Origin of the sequence: Leptothrix discophora, from assembly GCF_030705305.1 — a bacterium.
In the GTDB taxonomy this organism is placed as follows: domain Bacteria; phylum Pseudomonadota; class Gammaproteobacteria; order Burkholderiales; family Burkholderiaceae_C; genus Sphaerotilus; species Sphaerotilus discophorus.
In genome coordinates this window covers 142,741-168,342 of the sequence record NZ_JAUZEE010000005.1, presented here as the reverse complement: position 1 = coordinate 168,342, position 25,602 = coordinate 142,741, and the positions used below count along the sequence as shown (strand labels likewise).

The 25,602-nt window shown below is 70.9% G+C and carries 22 protein-coding genes; 10 read left to right on the top strand and 12 right to left on the bottom strand.

The window, feature by feature from the left end; all coding sequences use genetic code 11:
• Window positions 1-49: 49 nt before the first annotated feature.
• Together Q8X39_RS11115 and Q8X39_RS11110 are read right to left on the bottom strand one after the other, a co-directional pair.
• The gene (locus tag Q8X39_RS11115; protein ID WP_305749739.1) at window positions 50-754 is read right to left on the bottom strand and encodes a response regulator; all 705 of its coding nucleotides are present in this window, start codon (window positions 752-754) and stop codon (window positions 50-52) included.
• The gene (locus tag Q8X39_RS11110) at window positions 751-2,325 is read right to left on the bottom strand and encodes a sensor histidine kinase (protein WP_305749738.1); all 1,575 of its coding nucleotides are present in this window, start codon (window positions 2,323-2,325) and stop codon (window positions 751-753) included. Before Q8X39_RS11110 ends, Q8X39_RS11115 begins: the two co-directional genes overlap by 4 nt.
• A 58-nt stretch (window positions 2,326-2,383) precedes the next feature.
• Between Q8X39_RS11110 and Q8X39_RS11105 the strand changes: the two genes are divergently transcribed.
• Window positions 2,384-3,574, top strand: coding sequence for a hypothetical protein (locus Q8X39_RS11105; protein ID WP_305749737.1), 1,191 nt, complete (start codon window positions 2,384-2,386; stop codon window positions 3,572-3,574).
• Here the strand turns inward: Q8X39_RS11105 and Q8X39_RS11100 are convergent.
• The 8 genes from Q8X39_RS11100 to Q8X39_RS11065 all read right to left on the bottom strand — a co-directional run bounded on the left by Q8X39_RS11100 (window position 3,563) and on the right by Q8X39_RS11065 (window position 13,693).
• On the bottom strand, window positions 3,563-3,796 hold the full coding sequence (locus Q8X39_RS11100; RefSeq protein ID WP_305749736.1) for a DUF1289 domain-containing protein: 234 nt from the start codon (window positions 3,794-3,796) through the stop codon (window positions 3,563-3,565). The two genes, Q8X39_RS11105 and Q8X39_RS11100, sit on opposite strands and share 12 nt — an antisense overlap.
• A complete protein-coding gene (locus Q8X39_RS11095; protein WP_407068001.1) occupies window positions 3,796-4,419 on the bottom strand; it encodes a YbaK/EbsC family protein in 624 nt (207 codons plus the stop codon). Before Q8X39_RS11095 ends, Q8X39_RS11100 begins: the two co-directional genes overlap by 1 nt.
• A 52-nt stretch (window positions 4,420-4,471) precedes the next feature.
• Window positions 4,472-6,184, bottom strand: coding sequence for a SulP family inorganic anion transporter (locus Q8X39_RS11090; protein ID WP_305749735.1), 1,713 nt, complete (start codon window positions 6,182-6,184; stop codon window positions 4,472-4,474).
• A gap of 145 nt (window positions 6,185-6,329) precedes the next feature.
• The gene (locus Q8X39_RS11085; protein ID WP_305749734.1) at window positions 6,330-6,521 is read right to left on the bottom strand and encodes a hypothetical protein; all 192 of its coding nucleotides are present in this window, start codon (window positions 6,519-6,521) and stop codon (window positions 6,330-6,332) included.
• Window positions 6,522-6,742: 221 nt separating this feature from the next.
• Window positions 6,743-8,434, bottom strand: a complete 1,692-nt coding sequence (locus tag Q8X39_RS11080) for an MFS transporter (protein WP_305749733.1) — start codon at window positions 8,432-8,434, stop codon at window positions 6,743-6,745.
• A gap of 209 nt (window positions 8,435-8,643) precedes the next feature.
• Entirely contained in the window at window positions 8,644-9,627 is a 984-nt protein-coding gene (locus Q8X39_RS11075) for an AEC family transporter (protein WP_305749732.1), read from the bottom strand.
• Window positions 9,628-9,691: 64 nt separating this feature from the next.
• Entirely contained in the window at window positions 9,692-10,849 is a 1,158-nt protein-coding gene (locus Q8X39_RS11070; RefSeq protein ID WP_305749731.1) for an HD-GYP domain-containing protein, read from the bottom strand.
• Between the two features lie 138 nt (window positions 10,850-10,987).
• Window positions 10,988-13,693 carry a DNA topoisomerase III gene (locus tag Q8X39_RS11065; protein ID WP_305749730.1) on the bottom strand — a complete coding sequence of 902 codons (2,706 nt, stop codon included), beginning with the start codon at window positions 13,691-13,693 and terminating at the stop codon, window positions 10,988-10,990.
• 146 nt (window positions 13,694-13,839) lie between these two features.
• Between Q8X39_RS11065 and Q8X39_RS11060 the strand changes: the two genes are divergently transcribed.
• Genes Q8X39_RS11060 through Q8X39_RS11050 form a run of 3 tightly spaced genes read left to right on the top strand, consistent with a single transcriptional unit; the run spans window position 13,840 to window position 15,874 of the window.
• Window positions 13,840-14,346, top strand: coding sequence for an SET domain-containing protein (locus Q8X39_RS11060; protein ID WP_305749729.1), 507 nt, complete (start codon window positions 13,840-13,842; stop codon window positions 14,344-14,346).
• Window positions 14,343-15,224 (top strand): biotin--[acetyl-CoA-carboxylase] ligase, encoded by an 882-nt coding sequence (locus tag Q8X39_RS11055; protein ID WP_305749728.1) that lies wholly within the window; start codon window positions 14,343-14,345, stop codon window positions 15,222-15,224. The genes Q8X39_RS11060 and Q8X39_RS11055 overlap by 4 nt, the downstream gene beginning before the upstream one ends.
• Window positions 15,221-15,874, top strand: coding sequence for a hypothetical protein (locus tag Q8X39_RS11050; RefSeq protein WP_305749727.1), 654 nt, complete (start codon window positions 15,221-15,223; stop codon window positions 15,872-15,874). The genes Q8X39_RS11055 and Q8X39_RS11050 overlap by 4 nt, the downstream gene beginning before the upstream one ends.
• Window positions 15,875-15,962: 88 nt before the next feature.
• Here the strand turns inward: Q8X39_RS11050 and gap are convergent, their stop codons facing one another.
• A complete protein-coding gene (gene gap / locus Q8X39_RS11045; protein ID WP_305749726.1) occupies window positions 15,963-16,961 on the bottom strand; it encodes a type I glyceraldehyde-3-phosphate dehydrogenase in 999 nt (332 codons plus the stop codon).
• Between the two features lie 105 nt (window positions 16,962-17,066).
• Window positions 17,067-19,112 carry a transketolase gene (gene tkt / locus Q8X39_RS11040; protein ID WP_305749725.1) on the bottom strand — a complete coding sequence of 682 codons (2,046 nt, stop codon included), beginning with the start codon at window positions 19,110-19,112 and terminating at the stop codon, window positions 17,067-17,069.
• A gap of 232 nt (window positions 19,113-19,344) precedes the next feature.
• Here tkt and Q8X39_RS11035 point away from each other — a divergent pair, with 232 nt between their 5' ends.
• The 6 genes from Q8X39_RS11035 to gmhB all read left to right on the top strand — a co-directional run bounded on the left by Q8X39_RS11035 (window position 19,345) and on the right by gmhB (window position 25,589).
• The gene (locus Q8X39_RS11035) at window positions 19,345-19,920 is read left to right on the top strand and encodes a hemerythrin domain-containing protein (protein ID WP_305749724.1); all 576 of its coding nucleotides are present in this window, start codon (window positions 19,345-19,347) and stop codon (window positions 19,918-19,920) included.
• A gap of 37 nt (window positions 19,921-19,957) precedes the next feature.
• Window positions 19,958-20,719, top strand: coding sequence for a nucleotidyltransferase family protein (locus Q8X39_RS11030; protein ID WP_305749723.1), 762 nt, complete (start codon window positions 19,958-19,960; stop codon window positions 20,717-20,719).
• 49 nt (window positions 20,720-20,768) lie between these two features.
• Window positions 20,769-21,722 (top strand): hypothetical protein, encoded by a 954-nt coding sequence (locus tag Q8X39_RS11025; protein ID WP_305749722.1) that lies wholly within the window; start codon window positions 20,769-20,771, stop codon window positions 21,720-21,722.
• A 119-nt stretch (window positions 21,723-21,841) separates the two neighbouring features.
• Entirely contained in the window at window positions 21,842-22,804 is a 963-nt protein-coding gene (glyQ, locus tag Q8X39_RS11020; RefSeq protein WP_305749721.1) for a glycine--tRNA ligase subunit alpha, read from the top strand.
• Window positions 22,805-22,806: 2 nt separating this feature from the next.
• Window positions 22,807-24,957 carry a glycine--tRNA ligase subunit beta gene (glyS, locus tag Q8X39_RS11015; RefSeq protein WP_305749720.1) on the top strand — a complete coding sequence of 717 codons (2,151 nt, stop codon included), beginning with the start codon at window positions 22,807-22,809 and terminating at the stop codon, window positions 24,955-24,957.
• An 11-nt stretch (window positions 24,958-24,968) separates the two neighbouring features.
• Complete coding sequence (gene gmhB, locus Q8X39_RS11010; protein WP_305749719.1) at window positions 24,969-25,589, top strand: D-glycero-beta-D-manno-heptose 1,7-bisphosphate 7-phosphatase; 621 nt, start codon at window positions 24,969-24,971, stop codon at window positions 25,587-25,589.
• Window positions 25,590-25,602 lie beyond the last annotated feature (13 nt).

The window sequence follows — 25,602 nt, the reverse complement described above, 5'->3', positions numbered from 1 at the left end:
GCGCAGCCGGGAAACGTCACCGGTAGCGCCTCCGGTAACGCCGCCAGGATCAGACGCCCGGATCCGCCAGCCGGTAGCCGATCCCCGGCTCGGTCAGCAGCAGCTGCGGATCGCCGGGTTCATCCTCCAGCTTGGCCCGCAGCTGGCCCATGTAGAGCCGCAGGTAGTGGGTGTGCTCGACGAAGGACACGCCCCAGACATCGGCCAGCAGCTGACGGTGCGTGACCACCTGCCCGGCCTGCCGCACCAGCCGCGCCAGCAGGCGGAACTCGGTCGGCGTGAGGTGAACCTCGCGGCCGTCCCGGGTGACACGGTGGGCCGGCAGGTCGACGCACAGGCCGCCAACCTCGATCCGGGTCAGCGCCGGTGCGACATGCCGGCCGCGATGCCGCCAGGCCACGCGCAGGCGAGCCAGCAGCTCGGCCAGGCTGAAGGGCTTGACGAGGTAGTCGTCGGCCCCGGCATCGAGCAGCGCGACCTTGCCCTCCTCGTCGCTGCGGGCCGAGATGACGATCAGCGGCAATCCCGGGCGCGAGCGCAGCTCGGCCAGCAGCTGCGAACCGTCGCCGTCGGGCAGGCCCAGGTCCAGCAGCACGAGGTCCAGCGCGTCGCTGGCGAGCGCCTGGCGGGCCAGCAACCGCGCGTCGGCCAGGCTGGCGGCGGCCAGCACGCTATGGCCCTCGACCTGCAGGGCTTCGCGCAGGGTGGCGCGCAGCTCGCGGTCGTCCTCGACCAGCAGGACGGTGCGACTCATGTCGGCTGCACCTCGATCGGCAGCCAGAGCTCGAAGCTGGCGCCGCCGCGGTGGCGTTCACGCACGCCCAGTTCGCCGCCGTGAACCCGCGCGATCGCGCGGCACAGCGCCAGGCCGACACCGGCACCAGGCCGGGCCGGATCGGCACCGGGCGACACGGCGTCACCGCGAACGTAGACCTCGAAGATGCACGCGCGCTGAGACGGCGGCACGCCAGGGCCACGGTCGCGCACGGCGATCACGACCCGTTCGCCAGCCACCCAGGCCAGCAGCTCGACCGGTCCGCTCTCGCCGCCGTGGCGCAGGGCGTTGTCGACCAGGTTGTCGAGCAACTGCACCAGCAGCACCGCATCGACCCGCAGCAGCGGCAGCTCACCGTCGCGACGCCAGCGCAAGGCCGCGCCGGGGCGGCGCTGGCGCACCCGTCGCAAGGCGGTGCCGACCAGTTCCTCGACCGATTCCCAGTCCCGTCTCAAGGTCAGGCCGGGCGCATCCAGCCGGGCCAGCTGCAGCGTGTTGGCGGTCAGGCGGTCCAGCTGGGTGGCCTCGTCGACGATGGTCGCGGCCAGCCGCAGGCGCTGGGCCAGGTCGAGCCGCTCGGCCTGGTCGTGCAGCATCGAGGCGGCCCCGAGGATGGTGGCCAGCGGCGTGCGGTGGTCGTGGGCGATCGATGCCAGCAGCGTGTTGCGCAGGCGCTGGGCCTGCACGGCCTCCTCGGCAGCCCGCGCGGCCTGCAGCGTCGCGGCGCGGTCGAGCGCGGCGCCCATCAGGTCGCACAGCGACTGGGCGTGCTCGCGCAGCCAGGCCGGCCGGGGTGCGTCCGACAGCGGCAGGCGCAGCAGCACGACGCCCTGCACCGCCGTCGGGCCACGCATGGGCAGGTACCAGGCAGGCTGCTCCTCATGCCAGCCGGTGCCCGGCCCCATCGCCCGGGCCTCGTGGCGACACAGCGCGACGCCGGCCCGCTCGTCGGCGTCCAGCATGTTCAGGCCCTTGGGCAAGGTCGCGGGGTCGCCCTGCCCTGCCACGGCCTCCCCTCCCACGGCGACCCCCTCGTCTGCCACCACGACCAGCGCCACGCTGCCCGGACCGAGCGCCTGCTGCAAGGCCGCCTGCAGCAGCGGCGCGACGCTCGCCGGCGCATCGGCGTCACGCAGGGCCGCGCCGATGTGGCGCAGCTGGTCGGAGCGGCTCGCGCTGGCACGGGCTTCGGCGGCCATGCGGCGCAGGCGTCCCATCAGCAGCGTGACGATCCAGCTCACCCCCAGCACCGTGAGCAGCAGCAGGACGTGCTGATGCAGGTCGACCTGCCAGGTCCCGCGCGGAGGCACGAAGGCGACGTTGAAGCCGAGAACCGCCCCGGCGCTGCCCGCCAGCGCGACGGCCGGCCGCACCCACAGCGCGGCCAGTGCCGAGCCCAGCACCAGCAGCAGGGCGCCACTGGCCAGATCGATGTGAGGGTCGAGCAGGAAAAGCAGCGCGAAGACGCCGGCCCAGACCAGCAAGGCAGGTGCGGGGGATGAACGGGAGGCCGCATCGGCGTCGGCATGGACAGCGGGCACGTCAGGCATGCCGCCAAGCTAGCACGGCTGGCCTCAGGACGGGCAAGGCGGCGACACTGTGCACGCCATGCAACTCAGCCCACTCGAACGTCGCCTGCTGCCCTTCATCGCGGTGCAGGCCAGCCTGTCCACGCTGGTCGGATTCGGGGCCGTGCTGGTCCATGCCGAAGGCGGCATCGTCGCCACCGTCACCTACACGCTGCTGATGTTGAGCGCGGTCATGGCCGGGGTGGTGCTGGGCTACGGCAGCGGGGCGGTCTGGCGGATCGACAGCCGCCGCCTGGCCATGGCGGCGATGCTGCTGGCCGCCGGCGTGCTGCCCTTCGCGCACCGGCATCCGGGCCTGCTGGCGCTGGCCGTCGGTGGCTTCATCGGGCTGGCCTGGGCCGGCCGGCACTGGATCGAGCTGCGCCTGGTCGAAGATGCCGGGCGGGACCGCTACGCCGCGCACGTCACCGTCACCTCGGTGATCGTCAGCCTGGTGGCGATGGCGCTGTCCAGCCTGTGGCTGACCTGGGCCGGCGACGGGCCCGAGGCCGCGCGCGGGCTCTACCTCGGCCATGCGGGCCTGGCAGCGATCGGTGCGCTGGCAACGGTGCGACGCCTGCCATCGACGCCGCCGATCCGCCTGCACCAGCCCTGGGCGCTGACCCGCCAGCCCGGCTGGCGGGCCTCGATGCGGCTGTACGGGCTGTCGTCGGTGATGTTCGCGGTCGGCACGGTGATGAGCGCCAGCGGCGCGATGCAGGCCCTGGGCAAGGCCAGCCACTACGGCTGGGTCGCCACGCTGGCGACGCTGGCCGGCGCGGTCGGGCTGTGGGCGCTGCGGCACCGCCGTCACGCCGGCAACCGGGTCCGCTCGATGGCCTGGGCCTGCCTGGGCCTGGCGAGCGCCCACATCCTGCTCGGCGCCAGCGCCTGGGTGCCGGCGCTCTACGTGCTGCACCTGGTGATGCAGGCAGGCATCAGCCCGTTCTGGCAGGCCAGCGAACAGGTGCTGCACCAGCGCGCGATGGATTTCCACGGCTCGCTGGCCGACCGCATCGCGATGCGCGAGGCGGGCCTGTGGCTGTTCCGGATGATCGCGCTCGGCGGCTTCTGGCTCGTGATGCACGGCGCCGATCCCGTCACCATCCTGGCCAGCGGTGCCGGACTGATGGCGCTGGCCACGACGCTGGAGTTCCTGATCGGCCGCAGCTGGCTGCACCGCCAGGACGTCGCCGACTCGCGGATCGGCACCGGCGCGTCAGGCGCCTGACGCGGCAGCCGGCGGGAGCGCGGTCATGCCGTGCTCGCGTCGCCAGGCGATCGCCGCGTGGACCGCGAGCTTCTGCTCGTCGTTCATGCGCGACCAGCCGGCGATCTCGTCAAGCCGGCGCAGGCAGCCGGTGCAGTGGCGCTGGCTGGCATCGAGCCGGCAGACGTTGACGCATGGGCTGGGCACGCCGGCCGGGCCGGTGGAGGATGCGGCCGCACTCATCAGGCCGCGTCCACCGGGGGGGACTGCACGACCGCTTGCACGACCGCCTGCACGACCCCTTGCACGACCCCCTGAACGACCGCCAGCACCGGCGCCCCGCCACACAGCCGCACCAGCTCGTCTGGGCTGAGCGGGAAAACCGCGCAAGGATGGCCGGCCGCCGCCCAGATCACCGGGAAGCGCGTGAGCGAGGCGTCGACCAGCACCACCGGCCGGTTCAGGTGACCGACCGGGGAGACGCCGCCGATCGAGAAGCCGGTCTGCGCCTTGATGTAGGCCGCGTCGGCCCGGCCGATCGGTCCGGTGTGCTCGACCACGCGGGCCTCGTCGACGCGGCGGTCGCCGGCCGTCACGACCAGCACGGCGACATCGTCGGCACGGCGCCGGAAGATCACGCTCTTGGCGATCTGGCCGAGCGAGACGCCCAGCGCGTCGGCCGCTTCCTGCGCGGTGCGGGCCGGCACGTCCAGCCAGTGCACCGGATGGGCATGGCCCTGGGCGGCGAGTTCGGCGACGACACGGCGGACCGGCTCGGGGCGGTCGGGATCGTCAAGGCGGACCAGCGAGGTGGACGAGAGCGGGCGGTCGATCGGGTCCATCGGGGCGTCAGGGACAGCGGACATGGCAGGCGTTCGGGCGGTGGGGTCGCGATTGTCCAGGGCCGGCGCAAGTCCCTCAGCCGTGCCCGGTTGCGGCCTTGGCTGGCGCGTCGTCCGGCAGGTCGTCCGGCAGGTCGTCGGTCACGTCGTCCAAACGGTCGACCAGCCCGCCCGGCCCCAGGTCGGCCGCGAAGCCTGAACGCTGGATCAGCGAACGCGCCTGGGCCTGCGGCGCGGCCAGCACCAGCACGATGCCGGCCCGGCCCAGCAGCCGGTGCAGCTGGCGCAGCGCGTCCAGCCCCGAGGTGTCGAGCCAGATCAGCCGATCCAGGTCCAGCACCAGCCGGGTCGTGCCCGCTGCCAGCCGGTTCTCCAGCCCCTCGATCTTGCCGACCGCGCCGAAGAACAGCGCGCCGTCGAGCCGGCGCAGCTCGGTGCCCGAAGGCAGCACGGGCTGGTCCGGCCGCGACACGCTGAACAGCTGGCTCATGCGCCAGATGAAGAAGCCGCAGGCCAGCAGCAGGCCGACCTCCACCGCCACCGTCAGGTCGAACACCACCGTCAGCACGAAGGTGCCCAGCAGCGTCGTGCGGTACGGCAGGTTGAACTGGCGCAGATGGGCGAAGGCGCGCCACTCGCCCATGTTCCAGGCCACGAACATCAGGATGCCGGCCAGCGCCGCCAGCGGCACATGCTGCGCCAGCGGCGCGGCCACCAGCATGACCGCGAGGATCACGCCGGCGTGGACCATGCCGGCGATCGGCGTGCGCGCACCGGCGCGCACGTTGGTGACGGTGCGGGCGATGGTGCCGGTCGCCGGGATGCCGCCGAACAGCGGCGCGACCAGGTTGGCGACGCCCTGCGCCATCAGCTCCTGGTTCGGGTCGTGGCGCGGGTGGTCGGCCAGGTTGTCGGCCACCCGCGCGCACAGCAGCGACTCGATCGCGCCGAGCAGGGCGATGGTCACCGTCGGGATCAGCAGCAGCTTGGCGCTGGCCCAGCTGAGCGCGGGCAGCGCGATCGGCGGCAGGCCTTGCGGGATGGCGCCGAAACGCGAGCCGATGGTCTCGACCGGCAGGTGCAGCCAGGCGGTGGCGACGGTCGCGCCGACCAGCACGACCAGCGTGCCAGGCACGTGTGCGGCGGCACGGCCGAGGCGGGCACGCCAGTGGTCTGGCGCGATGTCCATGCGGTAGGACTTGGGCCACAGCACCACCACCGCGAGGCTGGCCAGTCCGATCAGCAGCGCCAGCGGGTCGATGCGGCCGAGCGCGCCGGCGAGCACGCCAAGCTGGGTCAGGAAGTCGGCCGGCAGCTTGTCGATCGGCAGGCCCAGCAGGTCCTTCACCTGCGACAGCCCGATCAGCACCGCGATGCCGTTGGTGAAGCCGATGACGATGCTGACGGGGATGTAGCGCACCAGTGCGCCGAGCTTGAACCAGCCCATCAGCAGGAGCAGCACGCCGGCCAGCATCGTGGCGATCAGCAGGTTGGCCAGGCCAAAACGCTCGACGATGCCGTAGACGATGACGATGAAGGCACCGGCCGGGCCCCCGATCTGGACCTGCGAGCCGCCCAGCGCCGAGATCAGGAAGCCCGCGACGATCGCGGTGACCAGGCCCTGTTCCGGCTTGACGCCCGAGGCGATCGCGAACGCCATCGCCAAGGGCAGCGCCACCACGCCCACGGTCAGGCCGGCAGCCGCATCGGCCCCGAACTGGCGGCGGTCGTAGTGGGCCCAGGCGTCAAGCAGGCGCGGATGGAAGCGGTGCAGGTTGGGGCCGGCCATGGTCAGGGCGGATTGTCGGTCGCGGCCGACAGCAAAACGCCCCGTGCGCAGGCTGCGGACGGGGCGTGGGGGACGCGCATGGGCGTCGCTTGACGTGCATCAAGCCGACCGCGACGGAACCAGGTCCGCCGCAGCCGACCGCACATCAGGAACCGGAGGCGGCAGACGCGGCGGGTGCGGCGGCGTCCGAAGCGGCCGGTGCCGCTGCGGCGGAGGCGGCCGGCTCGTGGGCATCGACGCCGTGCTTCTCGCCGCTCATGTCGATGTCACCGCCCTTGCTGAGGACGAACAGCGCGAGGGCCGCGAACAGGATGAAACCAACGACGAGCTTCCACATGACGAATCTTCCTTGAGAACGGAACGGTGTATCGGGGGCAGCGAACCTGCTGCGAAGCCGGGATGATGCAACAGGGACACTGACGCATCGCTTGCTGCCCGGACGGCGCACTCGGGATCGCCATGGCCCGCAAACGACGACGCCCGGCACGGGGCCGGGCGTCTGGGGCCGATGCCGGCGGATGCACGGGGCATCCGCCAGCGTCGCGCGGGGACTGGGGATCAGTCGCCGGCGTAGATGTCGACGTCCTTGGTTTCCTTCACGAACAGCAGACCGATCACCAGGGTGATGGCAGCGATCGTGATGGGGTACCAGAGGCCGTAGTACATGTTGCCGTTCTGGGCCACCATCGCGAAGGCGATCGTGGGCATCAGGCCACCGAACCAGCCGTTGCCGATGTGATACGGCAGCGACATGGAGGTGTAGCGGATGCGGGTCGGGAACATCTCGACCAGCATGGCGGCGATCGGGCCGTAGACCATCGTCACGTAGATCACGAGGATCGACAGGATGATGATGACCTTGATCTTGTCCAGCTTGGCCAGGTCAGCCTTCGGCGGGTAGCCGGCTTCCTTCAGGGCGGCGGCCAGGTCCTTCTTGAACGCGGCGATCGCCTTGCCCGACGCATCGTCGAACTTGTGACCACCGGCGGTCAGCACGCCGGTCGGGACAGCCAGTTCCTTGTCGCCGATCTTGATGACCGTCGGCGTGCCGGCAGCCACGATCTCGTTGCTGTAGCTGGCCGAGTTCTGCGCCAGCGCACGCTTGGCGATGTCGCAGGGGTTCGTGAAGTCGACTTCGCGGGCGATCGGGCTGCCCTGGAAGGAGCAGGTGGCCGGGTCGGCCTTGACCGCGATCTGGGCGGTGGCTTGCGCCTTGGCCAGGTCAGGGTTGGCGGCTTCGGTCAGCGCCTTGAACAGCGGGAAGTAGGTCAGGCAGGCGAGCAGCAGGCCGGCCATGATGATCGGCTTGCGGCCGATCTTGTCCGACAGGGTGCCGAAGATGACGAAGAACGGGGTGCCGATGATCAGCGAGGCGGCCACCAGCAGGTTGGCGGTGGAACCGTCGACCTTCAGCACGCTCGTCAGGAAGAACAGCGCGTAGAACTGGCCCGAGTACCAGACCACGGCCTGACCGGCGACCAGGCCGAACAGGGCCAGCAGCACGACCTTCAGGTTCTTCCACTGACCGAAGGACTCGGACAGCGGGGCCTTCGAGGTCTTGCCCTCTTCCTTCATCTTCTTGAAGGCGGGCGACTCGTTCATGCTCAGGCGAATCCACACCGAGATCGCGAGCAGCAGGATCGAGACGATGAACGGCACACGCCAGCCCCAGTCACCGAAGGCTTCTTCGCCCAGGATCGTGCGGGTCGACAGGATGACGATCAGCGACAGGAACAGGCCCAGCGTCGCCGTGGTCTGGATCCAGGCGGTGTAGGCACCGCGACGGCCGTGCGGCGCGTGCTCGGCGACATAGGTCGCGGCACCGCCGTACTCGCCACCCAGGGCCAGGCCCTGCAGCATGCGCAGGCTGATCAGGATGACCGGAGCGGCCACGCCGATCGAGGCGTAGTTGGGCAGCACGCCGACGATGAAGGTCGCCAGGCCCATGATCAGGATGGTGACCAGGAAGGTGTACTTGCGGCCGATCATGTCGCCGAGACGACCGAACACCAGCGCGCCGAACGGACGCACGATGAAGCCGGCGGCAAAGGCAAGCAGCGCGAAGATGAAGGCGGCGGACGGATCCAGGCCGCTGAAGAACTGCTTGGCGATGATCGCTGCGAGCGAGCCGTACAGATAAAAGTCATACCACTCGAACACCGTGCCCAGCGAGGAGGCGAAGATCACCTTCTTTTCCTCGGCGGTCATCGGAGTTGCGGCGGCCGGTGCATTGGCGGTGGTGCTGGCCATGAAATCTCCTGGGAAGAAACTGGAAGCGCCACGGGTGCGGCGCATGGGGCGGACTGTCAAAGGAGCCACTGACCAAGTCCTGACGCCCCGCCAACACAACCTGACAACTCGCGGGTTAACCCGCGAGTGATTTTTTGCATGGCGAGATTTCACGGACAACTCGACACCAGTCGAGGGTTAGCCCCAGCTAGGACCTGCCCCAGGTCTCGTCAGGAAAGCCACGCCAGGACAAGCAGCCACAGCGGTGCGCTGAAAGCGAACAGCAAGGTCGAGACCACGATGACGGCGCTGGCCTCGCCCTCGCGCGTCCGGTAGCGCTGCGCGAACAGCAGCGCGTTGCTGCCGATGGGCAGTGCCGCGGCCATCACCAGCACCGACAGCGGCAGCCCGCGCAGTCCGAAGACGAACCAGCCCAGGGACGCGACCAGCGCCGGCAGCACCAGCAGCTTGAGCAGCGACCGACCGATCAGCGCACGCGGATCGGCGCTCAGGCCGTGCTGCGCGAGCGACGCGCCGATCAGGATCAGGCACAGCGGCACGCCGGCCTGGCCCAGCGTCTGCAGCATGTTGTCGGCGACCGGATGCAGCCTCAGCCCGGCCAGCTGCCAGGCCATGCCCAGCAGCACCGGCAGCACGACCGGATGCAGCAGGCTCTGCCGCGCGATGCCCAGCAGCAAGGGGCCCAGCGGCGCACCGGCACCCCGGCGCGCGGCGGCGCGTGCGAGGTCGATCTCGGCCAGCAGGGTGATCAGGCTGAGGATGACCAGCGCATGCAGCGCGACGATGGCCAGGTGCAGCTGCAGGCCGGCCTCGCCGAACAGCGCCGCCGCGAACGGCAGGCCGACCTGGACCGAGTTGCCGAAGGTCAGCGCGACCGTGCGCACCGCCGGGTCGGCCGGGTGGCCCTGCGGGTCGTCATGGGCGGCGGCGCGACGCCGTTCCCAGCACCAGACCGCCAGCGCCCACAGCACCAGCGGCCCGAAGAAGGCCAGCAGCAGCTGGACCGGCAGGCTCGACAGGTCCAGCACCGCCATGGTCCGGAACAGCAGCGCGGGCAGGAAGATGCCGAAGCCGACGCCGGCCAGCGCGCGCTGGCCCTCGGCACCGCCGAGCATGCCGCGACGGGTGGCGATCCAGCCGATCGCGATCATCGCGAACAGCGCCAGCAGCTTGAAGGCGAGGTCCCAGGTCATCGCGACAGTGTCGCGGCTGGCCGCTCAGGGCCGCGTACGTGGGGCCACGGATCGGGCTGGCCGGTCAGGCGTGCGAGGCCGGGTCCGGATCCTGGAAGCGCTGGCGCAAGGCCTCGAAGGCATCGACGTCGGCGATCAGCGCCTCGACGATGCCGGCATCCAGCCGACCGCGGCTGGCCAGCCGGCGCAGCTCGGCCAGCGTGGTGTCGAGTGGCCAGGCGGGCTTGTAGGGGCGTTCGCTGCGCAGCGCGTCGTAGACGTCGGCGACGGCCACCAGGCGCGCCGCGTCGGGCACCTCGTCACCCCGGAGGCCGCGCGGATAGCCGCTGCCATCGAGGCATTCGTGATGCGCCGCGACGATCTGGCGCAACACCTGCACGCCCGGCAGGTGCTCCAGGCCGAAGGTGGCGACCATCTCCTCGACGATCTGCTCGCCCTTGGTGACGTGGGTGGTCATCTCGCGCCACTCGTGCGGTTCGAGCCGGCCGGGCTTGAGCAGGATCTCGTCGGGCACGCCGACCTTGCCGATGTCGTGCAGCGGCGAGAACAGGAAGACATGCTCGATGAACTCGTCGTCCCAGTTGCGCTGCGCGGCCAGCCGGCGCGCCATCCAGCGGGTGTACGACGAGATGCGGCTCAGGTGCGAGCCGGTCTCGATGTCACGCAGGTTGGCGAAGGCCTGCGCGAGCTTGATCGAGCCGACCAGCATGCGCATGGTGGTCAGCTCCTGGCTCAGCAGCAGCGCGACCAGGTTGGCGTAGGGCCGCAGGCGCTCGCAGACCAGCGGGCTGAAGGCGCCCGGCGTCATCGCGTCGAAGAACAGCAGGCCGAGCAGGCGCGCGTGGTCGAACAGCGGGATCGTGTAGGAACTGCGGTAGCCCTGGTCGACCAGCCACTGCGTGTGCGCATGCTGGCCCGCACCACCGCCCAGCTCGACCTGGATGTCGTCGATGACCCGCTCGCCGCGCCGCGCGACCAGCTCGCTCAGTGGCTGGCTGTCGGACAGGCGGAAGCGGTAGGCCCGCAGCGGCTCGGCCGACAGCGTGCTGTGCACGAAGGTGACCAGCTCGTCGCCATCGGCCTCGTAGAGCGCACAGGCGATGCGGTCGACCGCCGGCACGACCCGTCGCACCTGGGCATGCAGGCTGGCCAGGCGTTCGGAAAGGCTGTCGTGGCTGCGGCCACCGACTTCGAGCAGGTGCAGCGCGTCGGGCTGGATCATGGGCCGGGACTTGCGGATCGGCGGGCTGCCGAAGGGCCGGAGTCTGTCGATGAAATGTACCCGCCGGTCCGCGCGACGACGCATGAAGAAAGCCCGCCGAGGCGGGCCAGATCAAGCCATGCCGAGGTCGGCGCAGGCTCAGGTGGCGTCGGCCTTGCCGGCCTTGGCCGCCTTCTTGGCCGGCACCCGGGCCGCGCGCGGCTCGAACTCGAACACGACCTTGCCCTCCTTCTTGTCGTAGCTCAGGAAGGCCTTGAACTTGCGTCGCGTCTTGTTGGAGACGAAGCCGTCCAGCAGGTCGGTCTTGCCGGTGGCCAGCAGCTTCTGGACCTGCTCATGCGTGACCGGCTGCTGCAGGATGATCGCGCCGGTCTTGAAGTCGCAGGTCTGGTGTGCGCCGACGGCGTGCTCGCAGACGTAGTTGGTGCCGTGCTCGTAGACGTGGCCGGCGCACTTCGGGCACACGCCCAGGCTCTGCGCGCCGCTGAAATCGACCGGCTCACCGTCCTCCTGGGCCTTCTTCTCGTCCTCGCCGAAGTCGAACTCGAGCTTCCAGTTGTGGATCTCCTCGTCGCGCACCAGCTTCAGCTCGGCGGTGAAGGGCCAGCCGGCCTTGGACCGGAAGCCCTCCAGCGGCCCGATGCGGTGGTCGCGCAGGAAGGCATCGGCCTCGTGCAGCTCGAAGCTGCGGCCGGCCGGGATCTTGGTGATGGAGAAGCCGCAGCCCTGACCTTCCGGTTCAACGCTGCCAGAGCCGCCCGCCGGGCCGCTCCCAAGGGCGGCGCCATCCCCTCGGGGGATCGACGAGGGACCCGCCGACGAGGGGCCCACACACGCGAAACGGCGGTAGTTCTCCTTGACCGTGCCGCCGCAGTTCGGGCAAGGGGACGTCAGCGTCGCGTAGTCGCCGGGGATGGTGTCGCGGTCGTACTCCTTGGCCTTGCGCACGATGCGCTGGGCCATGTCGGCGATGCCGGCCATGAACTCGTCGCGGCTGAGCTTGCCCTTCTCCATCTGCGCGAGCTGGTGCTCCCACTGGCCGGTCAGCTCGGGCTTGGTCAGGTCCTCGACGGCCAGGCCGCGCAGCAGCGTCATCAGCTGGAAGGCCTTGGCGGTGGGCACCAGGTCGCGGCCGTCGCGGTACATGTACTTCTCGAGGATCAGGCCTTCGATGACCTGCGCCCGCGTGGCCGGCGTGCCCAGACCCTTCTCCTGCATCGCGGCCTTGAGCTCCTCGTCGTCGATCAGCTTGCCCGCGCCTTCCATCGCGCTCAGCAGCGTGGCCTCGTTGTAGCGGGCCGGCGGACGGGTCTTGAGCGCGGCGATGCGCAGTTCCTCGGCCGAGACGCGCTCGTCGGGCTGCACCGGCACGAGGTTGGCGTCCTCGTCCTGCGCTTCCTTGCCGTAGACGGCCAGCCAGCCCGGGTTGACCAGCACCTTGCCGTTGGTCTGGAAGCTGAGCGTGCCGCCGACGGCGCGGGCCAGATCGGCCGGCAGCGCGTTGCCGGCCGGGACCTCGGTGATGCGGGTGGTGACCATGAACTCGGCCGACGGGTAGAACACCGCGATGAAGCGCTTGACGACCATGTCGTAGAGCTTGGCCTCGATCTCGGTCAGCGCGCGCGGCGCCTGCAGCGTCGGGATGATGGCGAAGTGGTCCGAAATCTTGCTGTTGTCGAAGATCCGCTTGCTCGGCTTGACGTAGCCGTCGTTGAGCGCCTTGCGGGCATGCTGGGCCAGCTCGCGAAGGGGCCCCGGCAGGTCCTCGTCGGCGATCATGCCCAGCGTCTGCTTGGCCACCGGCAGGTAGTCCTCCGGCAGCGCGCGCGCATCGGTCCGCGGATAGGTCAGGACCTTGTGCTTCTCGTAGAGCGCCTGGGCGATCGACAGCGTGGTCTTGGCCGAGAAGCCGAAGCGCGAGTTGGCCTCGCGCTGCAGCGTCGTCAGGTCGTAGAGCAGCGGGCTGGCCTGGTTGCTGGGCTTGGCCTCCTCGCGGACCCGGCCGTGCTGGCCACGCACCGCCGCGGCGATGGCCTCGGCATCGGCCGCGTTCCAGAGCCGGTCGGCGCGGCGCTCGGCGTCATCGTCCTTCCTGAACTTCGGGTCGAACCACTTGCCCTCGTAGAGGCCGGCCGCGGCACCGAAGTCGGCCCGCACCTCCCAGTAGGGCCGCGAGACGTGCTTGCGGATCTTCTCCTCGCGCTCGACCACGATGGACAGCGTGGGCGTCTGGACCCGGCCGACCGTGGTCAGGAAGAAGCCGCCGTCGCGCGAGTTGAACGCGGTCATCGCGCGGGTGCCGTTGATGCCGACCAGCCAGTCGGCCTCGCTGCGGCTGCGGGCGGCCTGGGCCAGGCCCTGCATCTCGGCGTCGCTGCGCAGCTTGTCGAAGCCATCGCGGATGGCCTGCGGCGTCATGCTCTGCAGCCACAGGCGCTGCACCGGCTTGCTGCCGGCCTTGGCACCGAGCGCGTACTGCTCGATCAGCCGGAAGATCAGCTCGCCCTCGCGCCCCGCGTCACAGGCGTTGATCAGGCGCGTGACGTCCTTGCGCTTGATCAGCTTGACCACCGCGCTGAGCCGGCCCTTGCTCTTGTCGATCGGCTCGAGGTCGAAGTGCGGCGGCAGGACCGGCAGGTTGGCGAAGCTCCACTTGCCGCGCTTGACGTCGTAGGCCTCGGGGGCCTTGATCTCCACGAGGTGGCCGACCGCCGAGGTGACGACGTAGTCGTCGCTCTCGAAGTGCTCGGCGAATTTCTCGAACTTGCCCGACGACGCCGTCAGGGCGCGGACGATGTCCTGCGCGACAGACGGCTTCTCGGCGATGACCAGTGCTTTGCTCATGTCTTGTGACCTTGACGGCCCCGGCAGTGCCCAGGGCGCTCCATACAATCCGGCTCTCTCGCGCGCACGCACACACATGTACGCACTCATGCGCATGTGGACGCGCGCGCACCCACACCCTCAATCTAACCAATTCTGAAACCCACATGCCCACGCGCCGCGCCCGCCCCGCCGCCCCAGCCCCGGACGTGAGCAAGGACGCCCGTCGCATCCAGGTGCGGCGCTCGGGGGTCCATGGCAAGGGCGTGTTCGCGCTGAAGGCGCTGGCCGAGGGCGAGACGCTGATCGAATACAAGGGCGAGGTGATCGACTGGCCCGAGGCGCTGCGCCGCCATCCGCATGACCCGAGCCAGCCCAACCACACCTTCTACTTCCACGTCGACGACCTGCACGTCATCGACGGCGCCGTCAACGGCAACGCGGCACGCTGGATCAACCATGCCTGCGAGCCCAACTGCGAGGCCGAGGAAGACAACGGCCGCATCTTCATCAAGGCGCTGCGCGACATCGCGCCCGGCGAGGAGCTGTTCTTCGACTACCGGTTGGTGATCGACGAGCGCTACACGCCCAAGCTCAAGAAGGAATACGCCTGCTGGTGCGGCGCGCCGTCCTGCCGCGGCACCATGCTCGCGCCCAAGCGCGGCGGCCGATGAGCGCAGCGCGCGTGGCCGGCACGGCGCTGGACTGGCGCGCCGAGGACCTCTGGCTCGACCTGCGCGAGCGGGTCGAGGGCATCTCCATCGAGGTCCTGCCCGAGGTCGGCTCGACCAGCACCGCGCTGATGGACCGCATCCGGCGTGGCGACCGCGCCCCGGCATTGCTGGTGGCCGAGCGGCAGGTCGCCGGACGCGGCCGGCTCGGTCGTCCCTGGAGCGCGGCGCAGGGTGCCTCGCTGACCTTCTCGGTCGGCCTGACGATGGTCCCTGCGGACTGGTCCGGCCTGTCGCTGGCGGTTGGCCTTGCGCTGGCCGAGGCGCTGCACCCGCGCATCGGCCTGAAGTGGCCCAACGACCTGTGGCTGCGCGACGCCGACCGCAAGCTCGGCGGCATCCTGATCGAGACGCTGGGCGTCGGCCCGGACGAGGCGGGACGGCCGGTCGTCATCGGCATCGGCCTGAACATCGCCGCCGAGCCGCCGCAGGCCGACGCCGCAGGTGCCACGCCGGTCTATGGCAGCGGCTACGCCGGCCTGGCCGAGCTGATCCCCGGCATCACCGCGCCGGAGGCCCTGCACCGCATCGCCGGGCCGCTCTGGCGGGCGCTGCAGGCCTATGAGCGCGACGGCCTGGCACCGCTGCTGGCGGCCTGGTCCGCGCGCGACGTGCTGGCCGGACGGCCGGTGCAGGCCGGCGCCGCGCAGGGCATCGCCGAAGGCGTCGCCACCGACGGCTCGCTGCGCATCCGCACGGCCGATGGTGCGCGGGCCACGGTCCACAGCGGCGAAGTGAGCGTGCGCCCGCAAGGCCCGCAAGGCCCACGAGGCCCCCAAGGCCCGCACGGCAGCGCGGCCAGCGCAGAGGCCGACCGATGATGCTGCGCCGCCTCTTCGTGCTGCTGCTGCTCGCCAATGCCGCGCTGGCGGCCTGGCAGGCCGGCTGGCTCGACGGCCTGATCGGCCAGCCGGTGAGCCTGCGCGACCGCGAGCCCCAGCGCCTGGAAGCCCAGGTCGCGCCGGAGGCCCTGCAGATCCTGACCCCGGCCGCGCTGGCCCGTCGCACGCCGCCGCCGACCTGCCTGGAAGCGGGCCCGCTGAGCAGCGCCGAGCTGCCGCAGGCCGAGGCCGCGCTGCGCCAGCTGATGCCCGAAGGCGGCTGGTCGCAGATCACGCGGGAGCGGCCCGGCAGCTGGATGGTCTACATGGGCCGCTACACCTCGAAGGCCACGATGGAGCGCCGCGCCGACGAGCTGCGCAAGCGCGAGGTCGCCTTCGAGGAGGTGCGGGACCTGCCCGAGTACGAGCCCGGTTTCCTGTTCGGCCGCTACGCCAGCGAGGCCGATGCCAACGCCGCGCGCCAGCGCCTGCTGGCCCAGAAGGTGCGCTTCGCCCGCGTCGTGCGGCTGGAGCCACCCAGCACCAGCCACCTGCTGCGCATCCCCAGGGCCGACGCCGAGCTGCAGCAGAAGGCCGTCGCGCTGGGCGAGCTGGTGCGGGGCAAGCCGCTGCACGCCTGCGGCCGCTGAAAAAGCACAACCCGCCGGACCTTGCGGAGCGGCGGGTTGCGGTTGATGCATCCCGCTCACGGGATGCATCGGCGTCGACAGGGATCGGTCAGGCGGCGACCACGCGCACCATCTCCAGCACCTTGTTCGAGTAGCCCCACTCGTTGTCGTACCAGGACACGACCTTGACGAAGGTCTTGTCCAGCGCGATGCCGGCCTCGGCGTCGAAGACGGAGGTGCAGACCTCGCCGCGGAAGTCGGTCGCCACGACCTTGTCCTCGGTGTAGCCCAGCACGCCCTTGAGCGCGCCCTGGCTCTGGGCCTTCATCTCGGCGCAGATCTCGGCGTAGCTGGCCTCGCTGTTGAGCTCGACGGTCAGGTCGACCACCGACACGTCCGAGGTCGGCACGCGGAAGGCCATGCCGGTCAGCTTCTTGTTCAGCTCGGGGATCACCACGCCCACGGCCTTGGCGGCACCGGTGCTCGACGGGATGATGTTCTCGAGGATGCCGCGGCCGCCGCGCCAGTCCTTGTTGGACGGGCCGTCGACGGTCTTCTGCGTCGCGGTGGCGGCGTGCACGGTGGTCATCAGGCCGCGCTTGATGCCCCACTTGTCGTTCAGCACCTTGGCCACGGGCGCCAGGCAGTTGGTGGTGCACGAGGCGTTGGAGATGATGGCCTGGCCGGCGTAGGTCTTGTCGTTCACGCCGTAGACGAACATCGGCGTGTCGTCCTTGGACGGCGCGCTCAGGATGACCTTCTTGGCACCCGCCTTGAGGTGGGCCTCGGCGGTTTCCTTCGTCAGGAACAGGCCGGTGGACTCGACGACGATGTCGGCACCGACCTCGTCCCACTTCAGCTCGGCCGGGTTCTTCACCGCGGTCAGGCGGATCTTCTTGCCGTTGACGATCAGCGTGTTGCCGTCGACCGAGACCTCGCCCTTGAAGCGGCCATGCACGCTGTCGTAGCTCAGCATGTAGGCCAGGTAGTCGGGTTCGAGCAGGTCGTTGATGCCGACGATCTCGATGTCCTTGAAGTTCTGCACCGCAGCGCGGAACACCATGCGGCCGATGCGGCCGAATCCGTTGATACCGATCTTGATGGTCATGTCTGACTCCTGGATGTGACGGGAAAGGGGCGGTGGCCGCACGCGCCGGGACGGGACCCGTCTAGTGTGGCGCGGCAGCGGTTACGGCGCGAGTACGAACGCCGCTCAGCGGCCCAGCACCGTGCGCACGGTGGCGACGACGTTGTCCGCAGTGAAGCCGAAATGCTTGAACAGCACGCCGGCCGGAGCCGACTCGCCGTAGGTGTCGAGGCCGATCACCGCGGCGCAGCCGTATTTCCACCAGAAGCCGGTGACACCGGCCTCGATGGCGATGCGGGGGAGCTTCGCGGGCAGCACTTCCTTCTGGTACTTCGGGTCCTGGCGGTCGAACACGGTGGTGCTGGGCATCGACACCACGCGGACCGGAATCTTCATCTTGGCCAGCTCGGCCTGCGCATGCAGCGCCAGCTGGACCTCCGAGCCGGTGGCCACGAGCACGGCCACGGGCTTCTTCTTCAGGCCGACCTCGGCAGGCTCGGCCAGGATGTAGGCGCCCTTGGTGATGACGTCGGCATCGGTCTTGGGCGCGTAGGGCAGGTTCTGGCGGCTCAGCAGCAGCGCGCTCGGGCGGTGCTTGTTGGCCAGCGCCATGGTCCAGGCGACCGCCGTCTCGGCGGTGTCGGCCGGACGCCAGACATCCAGGCCCGGGATCAGGCGCAGCACGGCGGCGTGCTCGACCGACTGGTGGGTCGGACCGTCCTCGCCCAGGCCGATCGAGTCGTGCGTGAAGACGTGGATGACGCGCTGCTTCATCAGCGCGGCCATGCGGATGGCGTTGCGGCTGTAGTCGCTGAAGGTCAGGAAGGTGCCGCCGTAGGGGATGTAGCCGCCATGCAGCGCGACGCCGTTCATGATCGCGGCCATGCCGAACTCGCGCACGCCGTAGTTGATGTGGCGGCCGATCTGGCCGGCCTCGTTGAGGACCACGCGGCCATCTGCGGCGACGCGCAGGGCGGGCGTGCTCTTGGTGTTGGTCAGGTTCGAGCCGGTCAGGTCGGCGCTGCCGCCGAGCAGCTCGGGCAGCGCGGCGGTGAAGTGCTCCAGCGCGATCTGGCTGGCCTTGCGGCTGGCGACGGTCTCGGCCTTCTCGTGCGCGGCAGCCACGGCGGCCACGGCGATCTCGGCGAAGTTGTCGGGCAGGTCGCCGGCCATGCGGCGCTCGAAGTCGACCGCCAGCGCGGGGTAGTCGCGCACGTACAGCGAGTAGCGGTCTTCCCACTCGGACTGGGCGGCGGCACCGGCGGCGCGGCAGTCCCAGGCGGCGGCGATGTCGGCCGGGATCTCGAACGGCGCATGCGGCCAGCCGATCGCCGCGCGGGTCAGCGCGATCTCCTCGGCGCCCAGCGCCTCGCCGTGCGCCTTGGCGGTGTTGGCGCGGTTGGGCGAGCCCTTGCCGATCGAGGTCTTGCAGACGATCAGCGTGGGCTTGTCGGCGCTGGTCCGGGCCTGGGCGATGGCGGCGTCGACCGCGTCGATGTCATGGCCGTCGACCGGGCCGATGACGTTCCAGCCGTAGGCGCGGAAGCGGGCCGGGGTGTCGTCGATGAACCAGGGCGCGACCTGGCCGTCGATCGAGATGCCGTTGTCGTCGTAGATCGCGATCAGCTTGTTGAGCTTCCAGGCACCGGCCAGCGCGCAGGCCTCGTGGCTGATGCCCTCCATCAGGCAGCCGTCGCCCAGGAAGGCGTAGGTGCGGTGGTCGACCACCGCATGGCCTTCGCGGTTGAACTCGGCCGCCAGCAGCTTCTCGGCCAGCGCCATGCCGACCGCGTTCGTGATGCCCTGGCCGAGCGGGCCGGTGGTGGTTTCCACGCCTGGGGTGATGCCGACTTCCGGGTGGCCCGGCGTCTTGCTGTGCATCTGGCGGAAGGCCTTGAGTTCCTCGATCGGCAGGTCGTAGCCGCTCAGGTGCAGCAGCGCGTAGATCAGCATCGAGCCATGGCCGTTGCTCAGCACGAAGCGGTCACGGTCGACCCACTGCGGGTCCGCCGGGTTGTGCTTGAGGTGACGCTTCCAGAGCGCGACGGCGATGTCGGCCATGCCCATCGGCGCACCGGGGTGGCCGGAGTTGGCCTGCTGCACGGCGTCCATGGCCAGCGCCCGGATGGCATTTGCAAGCTGGGCGGGGGAGGTGTCGAGGGTGTCGGCCATGCGCGCGAAGTCCGGAAAGGGGTGACTGAAACGGGGCGAAACCGCAGATTTTACCGAGCGCAGCGGCCTGCCGACCTGACACCGGCCGGCGCGCGCGCACAGGCCGGATCGCATCGCGCGTCCGTCACTTGAGTCAGGTCAAGACGCGTCAACCGCGACGCTGCGACGCTGGCGACTCGTGCAGCCGGTGCCCCCGAACATCCGGCGCGCCGGCCCACCGGAGACCGCCACCATGAACCACGCCGCCCTGCGCATCATCCGCGCCGAACACGAGGCGCTCGCCGCCATGCTGCAGTCGATCACGCTGCTGCTGGCCCAGCATCGCCGCGACCGCACCGAGCCCGACTTCGCCCTGCTGCGCGCGATGCTGTTCTACATCGACGAGTTCCCCGAGCGCCTGCACCACCGCAAGGAGACCGAGCTGCTGTTCCCGATGCTGCGCGCACGCGGCGCACCCTGCGCCGACACGCTCGACAAGCTCGACCGCGACCATGCCGCCGGCGAGCGCGCCATCCGCGCGCTGGAGCATGCGCTGCTGGCCTACGAGATGCTTGGCGAGCCGCGCCGCGAGGCCTTCGAGTTCGCGCTGGCGTCCTACATCGACTTCTACCGCGCCCACATGCGGGCCGAGGAAGACGTGGTCCTGCCGGCCGCGCTGGCCACGCTCGACGATGGCGACTGGCGCCTGCTCGACGCCGCCTTCGCCGAGAACGCCGACCCGCTGACCGGCCATGCGCCGGACGCGGTCTACGAGGCGCTGTTCCGCAAGATCGTCAACACCGCGCCAGCACCGATCGGGCTCGGGTGAACCGAGGCATGCAGGGGCCGGTCCCTAAACTGGCCGCATGAGCACCGCCCCCCACCCGCCGCTGCGCGCCATCGTCCTTGCCGCCGGACGCGGCGAGCGCATGCGCCCGCTGACCGACCGCACGCCCAAGCCGCTGCTGCCGGTCGCCGGCCGGCCGCTGATCGAATGGCAGCTGCTCGCGCTGGCCCGCGACGGCGTGCGCGAGGCGGTCGTCAACACCGCCTGGCTGGAAGACCAGTTCCCGGCCGCGCTGGGCGACGGCAGCCGGCTCGGCCTGTCGCTGCGCTACTCGCACGAAGGGGCCGCCTTCGGACAGGCGCTGGAAACCGCCGGTGGCATCGCCGAGGTGCAGGACTGGCTCTGCGAGGACGGCCGGCCGGCCTTCTGGGTCGTCTCGGCCGACATCTGGTCGCCCGACTTCCGCTTCGACGCCGGCCTGGCCGCGCGCTTCGTCGCCAGTGGCCTGGACGCGCACCTGTGGATGGTCCCCAACCCGCCCTTCCACCCACGCGGCGACTTCGCCTTCGGCCCGGCCCGGCCGGACATCGACGCGGCGGCCCATCTGGCCGTGCCGATCGGTGATGGCCCGGCGGGCAGCGCCCCGGCCGGCGCCACCTACGCCAATCTGGCATTGCTGCGCCCGACGTTGTGCGCGCACGTCGGACGCGGCCGGCGCGAGGCCCTCGGGCCCCACCTGCATCGGGGGGTCGGCGACGGTCGGATTTCGATCTCGATGTATCAAGGCCGCTGGGAGAACGTCGGCACCCCCGAACAGTGGGCGGCGCTGCAGCCGTCCTGAGGCGACCGCCGAGTCGGCCGGACGGTCCCGTCGTCGAGGAGCGTCCACCATGAACCCGATCCTGCCGGCCTTGCCGGACCTGCCCGGGGCCGCTGCATGGCTGCGCGGCGCGGGCCTGCTGCCGATGGCGCTGGGCGCCGTGCTGGCGCTGGGCGCCGTGCTGGCGCTGGAGCAGGCGCTCGCCGGACTGCTGCGCGCGGCCGCGCTGCGCCGCGAGCCGCTGGTCTCCGATGGCCACCGCCTGGCCGGCTACCACCGCTCGGTCTGGACCTGGGCCGCGCCCGAGGTCCGCGCGCTCTGGCTGGGCCTGCTGGCCTGCGCGGTCTGCCTGTGCATGGTCGAGCTGCACCACCGGCTGTGGGCGCTGCCGGGCGCGGTGCTGTTCCTGCTCGCGCTGGCCTGGGACCTCGAGCACGCCACCGTCGTGGTCGCCAGCCGATGGCAGGTCGCCTGGCGCTGCGGCTGGCAGGGCCGCATCCGGCGCGTGCCGACGGCGCAGATCGCCCGCATCCACCGCATCGAGACGCCGGCCTGGCGCGGCACGGGTCGACGCCTGCGGGCGCGGCGCGGGCAGCGCGCCTGGCACCGCCTGATCGGCAGCGGCCAGCTCGCGCTGGAGCTGCACAACGGCCACGCGGTGCGCCTGCCCGCCACCGACCTGCTGGTCGGGCGCGGCGCGCTGCGCGAGCTGGCGGCGCTGCTCAAGGCCCGGCAGGCCGATGCGGTCGCGCAGCGGCTGGCCGATCAACGCACCGGCCAGGTCGCGTCCGGGCCGACCCCGACCCCAACACCGACACACCCTGCGCCCGCCGATGACGCGCAGGCCTTGCAGCGCGAGATCGCACGGCTGCGGGCGATCCGGTCAAGCCGCTCGCGCCCGGCCGCTGCCGGCGGCTCAACCGGCCCGGCCCGCCCGCCTGTCCGGCAGGACGCCGCCGTGCCGCACCACCTGCCGCCACCCGACCCGTCACGGCTGGCACCCGACACGCTCATCATGGGCTGAGCCGCCGCAAGGGGTGGGCAAACACAGTCGAATCGACCGGCGACGCTTGGGGGCTGACCCCTAGAATTCGCGACTTTCGCCCTCTGCACCTTGCGGGCTGTCGCGGCCCGCCCGCCACCATGCTGACCTTCCAGCACATCATCCTGCGCCTGCAAGACTACTGGGACCGCCAGGGCTGCGCCCTGCTGCAACCCTATGACATGGAGGTCGGCGCCGGCACCAGCCACACCGCCACCTTCCTGCGCGCCATCGGTCCCGAGCCCTGGAAAGCCGCCTACGTCCAGCCCAGCCGCCGTCCCAAGGACGGCCGCTATGGCGACAACCCGAACCGCCTGCAGCACTACTACCAGTACCAGGTCGTGCTCAAGCCCGCGCCGGCCAACATCCTGGACCTCTACCTCGGCTCGCTGGAGGCCCTGGGCTTCGACCTGAAGAAGAACGACATCCGCTTCGTCGAGGACGATTGGGAGAACCCCACGCTGGGCGCCTGGGGCCTGGGCTGGGAGGTCTGGCTCAACGGCATGGAAGTCACCCAGTTCACCTACTTCCAGCAGGTCGGCGGCATCGACTGCAAGCCCATCACCGGCGAGATCACCTACGGCCTGGAACGCCTGGCGATGTACCTGCAGGGCGTCGAGAACGTCTATGACCTGGTCTATGCGGACGGGCTGACCTACGGCGATGTCTACCACCAGAACGAGGTGGAGCAGTCGACCTACAACTTCGAGCACAGCAACGTCGAGTTCCTGCTGAGCGCCTTCGGTGCGCACGAGGGCAACGCCCAGCACCTGATCGCGCAACAGCTCGCGCTGCCGGCCTACGAGCAGGTCCTCAAGGCCGCCCACACCTTCAACCTGCTGGACGCGCGCGGCGCCATCAGCGTGACCGAGCGGGCGGCCTACATCGGCCGCATCCGCAACCTGGCCCGCAGCGTCGCGGCCAGCTACCTGGAAAGCCGCAGGCGCCTGGGCTTCCCGATGGCACCGAAGGCCTGGGCCGACGAGGTCGTCGCCCGGCTGGATGCCGAGGCCGCCAAGGCCGCCACCAAGCAAGCCGACAAGAACAACGAGAAGGCCGCCTGACCATGACCGTCGACACCAAGAACCTGCTGGTCGAACTGTTCGTCGAGGAACTGCCGCCCAAGGCGCTGCGCAAGCTCGGCGAGTCCTTTGCCGGCACGCTCGCCGCCAGCCTGAAGGCACAAGGCCTGGCGGGTGCCGACGCCGCCGTGACGGCCCATGCCTCGCCGCGTCGCCTGGCCGTGCAGGTCGCCAGCGTCGCCAGCCGGGCTGCCGACAAGGCCCAGCAGCTCAAGCTGATGCCGGTCGCGGTGGCGCTCGATGCCGCCGGCAACGCCACGCCGGCGCTGCTCAAGAAGCTCGCCTCGCTGGGCCAGGACGCCAGCGTGGTCGCCAGCCTCAAGCGCCTGCCCGACGGCAAGGCCGAGGCGCTGTTCCTCGACAGCATCGTGCCCGGCGTCGCACTGGCCGAGGGCCTGCAGAAGGCGCTCGACGAGGCGCTCGCCAAGCTGCCCATCCCGAAGGTCATGGGCTACCAGCTGGCCGACGGCTGGACCACCGTGAACTTCGTGCGCCCGGCCCACGGCCTGGTCGCGCTGCATGGCGCGGACATCGTGCCGGTCGCCGTGCTGGGCCTGAACGCCGGCCGGACGACCACCGGCCACCGCTTCGAGGCCGCCCAGGCCGTCGTCACGCTGCGTGACGCGGACAGCTACGCCGCCCAGCTGCGCGACGAAGGCGCCGTGATCGCCAGCTTCGACGAGCGCCGCGCCGAAATCGTCCGCCAGCTGACCGAGGCCGCCGCCAGGGAAGGCCTGCAGCCGATCGACGACGAGGCCCTGCTCGACGAGGTCACCGCGCTGGTCGAGCGGCCCAACGTGCTGACCTGCCAGTTCGAGCCCGAGTTCCTGGCCGTGCCGCAGGAATGCCTCATCCTGACGATGAAGGCCAACCAGAAGTACTTCCCGCTGCTGGACAGCCACGGCAAGCTGACCCACAAGTTCCTGCTGGTCAGCAACATCCGCCCGGCCGATGCCAGCGCGGTGATCGGCGGCAACGAGCGGGTCGTGCGCCCGCGCCTGGCCGACGCGAAGTTCTTCTTCGACCAGGACCGCAAGAAGACGCTGGCATCGCGCGTGCCCGGCCTGGCCAAGGTGGTCTACCACGGCAAGCTCGGCACCCAGGGCGACCGGGCCGAGCGCGTGCGCGCCATCGGCCACGCCATCGTCAACCAGCTGCGCATGGCCACCGTGCCCTACACGGTCGAGGCGCAGGACGAGTTCGCGGTGCTCGACAGCAAGGTCCAGCAGGCCGCGCTGCTGGCCAAGACCGACCTGCTGACCGACATGGTTGGCGAGTTCCCCGAGCTGCAGGGAATCATGGGCGCCTACTACGCCCGCCACGAGGGCCTGCGCGACGGCGTCGCCATCGCCATCGAGGACCACTACAAGCCGCGCTACGCCGGCGACGCGCTGCCGCGCAACCACACCGGCACGGTGCTGGCGCTGGCCGACAAGCTGGAGACCCTGGTCGGCCTGTTCGGCATCGGCCAGCTGCCCACCGGCGACAAGGACCCGTTCGCGCTGCGCCGCCACGCGCTGGGCGTGATCCGCATCCTGACCGAGAAGAACCTGCCGCTCGAACTGCCGGCGCTGATCGCCGCGGCCGTGCCGCCCTTCGGCGACCAGGTGAGCGACCCGAGCGCCGCGCTGCTGGCCTTCATGCACGACCGCCTGGCGGTCTCGCTGCGCGACCACGGCGCCAGCGCGCAGGAGGTCGACGCGGTGCTGGCCCTGAGCCCCGCCCGGCTGGGCGACGTGCCGCGCCGGCTGGCGGCGGTGCGGGCCTTCGCGGCGCTGCCCGAAGCGGCCGCGCTGGCCGCTGCCAACAAGCGCATCGCCAACATCCTGAAGAAGGTCGAGGGCCCGGCGGTCGAGGCCCGCGTCGACGCGGCCTTGCTCAAGGAAGCGGCCGAGCAGCAGCTGGCCGCTGCGCTTGAGGCGGTCCGGCCGCAGGCCGACCGGCTGTTCGAGCAGGGCGAGCACACCGCCAGCCTGCAGGCGCTGGCCGCGCTGCGCACGCCGGTCGATGCCTTCTTCGACGGCGTGATGGTCAACGCCGACGACCCGGCACTGCGCACCAACCGGCTCGGCCTGCTGGCCTCGCTGCATGCGGCCATGAACCGCGTCGCCGACCTGTCGCGGCTGGCTGTCTGAGGCGCCATCCCATGCCCGAGCGCGCCCCCACCCGGCTGGTGATCGTCGACCGCGACGGCACCCTCAACGAGCCGCGCGACGACCACGTCAAGACGCCCGAGGAATGGGCACCGCTGCCAGGCGCGCTGGAGGCCATCGCCCGTCTCAACCAGGCCGGCTGGCACGTGGTGGTCGCCACCAATCAGTCGGGCCTGGGCCGCGGGCTGCTGGACATGTCCTCGCTCAACGCGGTGCACCAGGTCATGAACGCCCGGCTGGCGCAGCTGGGCGGGCGCATCGACGCGGTGTTCTTCTGCCCGCATGCACCCGAGGACCAGTGCCGCTGCCGCAAGCCGCTGCCGGGCCTGTTCGAGGACATCGCCGAGCGCATGGGCGTCGACCTCGACGAGGTCTATGCCGTCGGCGACAACATCCGCCACCTGCAGGCCGCGCAGACCGCCGGCTGCCGCACCCACCTGGTCCGCACCGGCCGCTCGGCCGACCTGGACGAGGCCGGCCTGGCCGCGCTGCTGGCCCAGGTCGGCGGCACGATCGGCGTGCACGACGACCTGCCGGACTTCGTCGAGCAGCTGCTCGGCGCCGAGCGCAAGCGGCTGCAGGACGCGAAACGTCCGCCCACCGCATCGGCCTGATCCCTTCCCAGCC

Excerpts from the sequence above, each read along its gene's own strand:
- Q8X39_RS11115 (WP_305749739.1), bottom strand. The coding sequence starts at position 754 with ATGAGTCGCACCGTCCTGCTGGTCGAGGACGACCGCGAGCTGCGCGCC.
- Q8X39_RS11110 (WP_305749738.1), bottom strand. The coding sequence starts at position 2,325 with ATGCCTGACGTGCCCGCTGTCCATGCCGACGCCGATGCGGCCTCCCGT.
- Q8X39_RS11105 (WP_305749737.1), top strand. The coding sequence starts at position 2,384 with ATGCAACTCAGCCCACTCGAACGTCGCCTGCTGCCCTTCATCGCGGTG.
- Q8X39_RS11100 (WP_305749736.1), bottom strand. The coding sequence starts at position 3,796 with ATGAGTGCGGCCGCATCCTCCACCGGCCCGGCCGGCGTGCCCAGCCCA.
- Q8X39_RS11095 (WP_407068001.1), bottom strand. The coding sequence starts at position 4,419 with ATGTCCGCTGTCCCTGACGCCCCGATGGACCCGATCGACCGCCCGCTC.
- Q8X39_RS11090 (WP_305749735.1), bottom strand. The coding sequence starts at position 6,184 with ATGGCCGGCCCCAACCTGCACCGCTTCCATCCGCGCCTGCTTGACGCC.
- Q8X39_RS11085 (WP_305749734.1), bottom strand. The coding sequence starts at position 6,521 with ATGTGGAAGCTCGTCGTTGGTTTCATCCTGTTCGCGGCCCTCGCGCTG.
- Q8X39_RS11080 (WP_305749733.1), bottom strand. The coding sequence starts at position 8,434 with ATGGCCAGCACCACCGCCAATGCACCGGCCGCCGCAACTCCGATGACC.
- Q8X39_RS11075 (WP_305749732.1), bottom strand. The coding sequence starts at position 9,627 with ATGACCTGGGACCTCGCCTTCAAGCTGCTGGCGCTGTTCGCGATGATC.
- Q8X39_RS11070 (WP_305749731.1), bottom strand. The coding sequence starts at position 10,849 with ATGATCCAGCCCGACGCGCTGCACCTGCTCGAAGTCGGTGGCCGCAGC.
- Q8X39_RS11065 (WP_305749730.1), bottom strand. The coding sequence starts at position 13,693 with ATGAGCAAAGCACTGGTCATCGCCGAGAAGCCGTCTGTCGCGCAGGAC.
- Q8X39_RS11060 (WP_305749729.1), top strand. The coding sequence starts at position 13,840 with ATGCCCACGCGCCGCGCCCGCCCCGCCGCCCCAGCCCCGGACGTGAGC.
- Q8X39_RS11055 (WP_305749728.1), top strand. The coding sequence starts at position 14,343 with ATGAGCGCAGCGCGCGTGGCCGGCACGGCGCTGGACTGGCGCGCCGAG.
- Q8X39_RS11050 (WP_305749727.1), top strand. The coding sequence starts at position 15,221 with ATGATGCTGCGCCGCCTCTTCGTGCTGCTGCTGCTCGCCAATGCCGCG.
- gap (WP_305749726.1), bottom strand. The coding sequence starts at position 16,961 with ATGACCATCAAGATCGGTATCAACGGATTCGGCCGCATCGGCCGCATG.
- tkt (WP_305749725.1), bottom strand. The coding sequence starts at position 19,112 with ATGGCCGACACCCTCGACACCTCCCCCGCCCAGCTTGCAAATGCCATC.
- Q8X39_RS11035 (WP_305749724.1), top strand. The coding sequence starts at position 19,345 with ATGAACCACGCCGCCCTGCGCATCATCCGCGCCGAACACGAGGCGCTC.
- Q8X39_RS11030 (WP_305749723.1), top strand. The coding sequence starts at position 19,958 with ATGAGCACCGCCCCCCACCCGCCGCTGCGCGCCATCGTCCTTGCCGCC.
- Q8X39_RS11025 (WP_305749722.1), top strand. The coding sequence starts at position 20,769 with ATGAACCCGATCCTGCCGGCCTTGCCGGACCTGCCCGGGGCCGCTGCA.
- glyQ (WP_305749721.1), top strand. The coding sequence starts at position 21,842 with ATGCTGACCTTCCAGCACATCATCCTGCGCCTGCAAGACTACTGGGAC.
- glyS (WP_305749720.1), top strand. The coding sequence starts at position 22,807 with ATGACCGTCGACACCAAGAACCTGCTGGTCGAACTGTTCGTCGAGGAA.
- gmhB (WP_305749719.1), top strand. The coding sequence starts at position 24,969 with ATGCCCGAGCGCGCCCCCACCCGGCTGGTGATCGTCGACCGCGACGGC.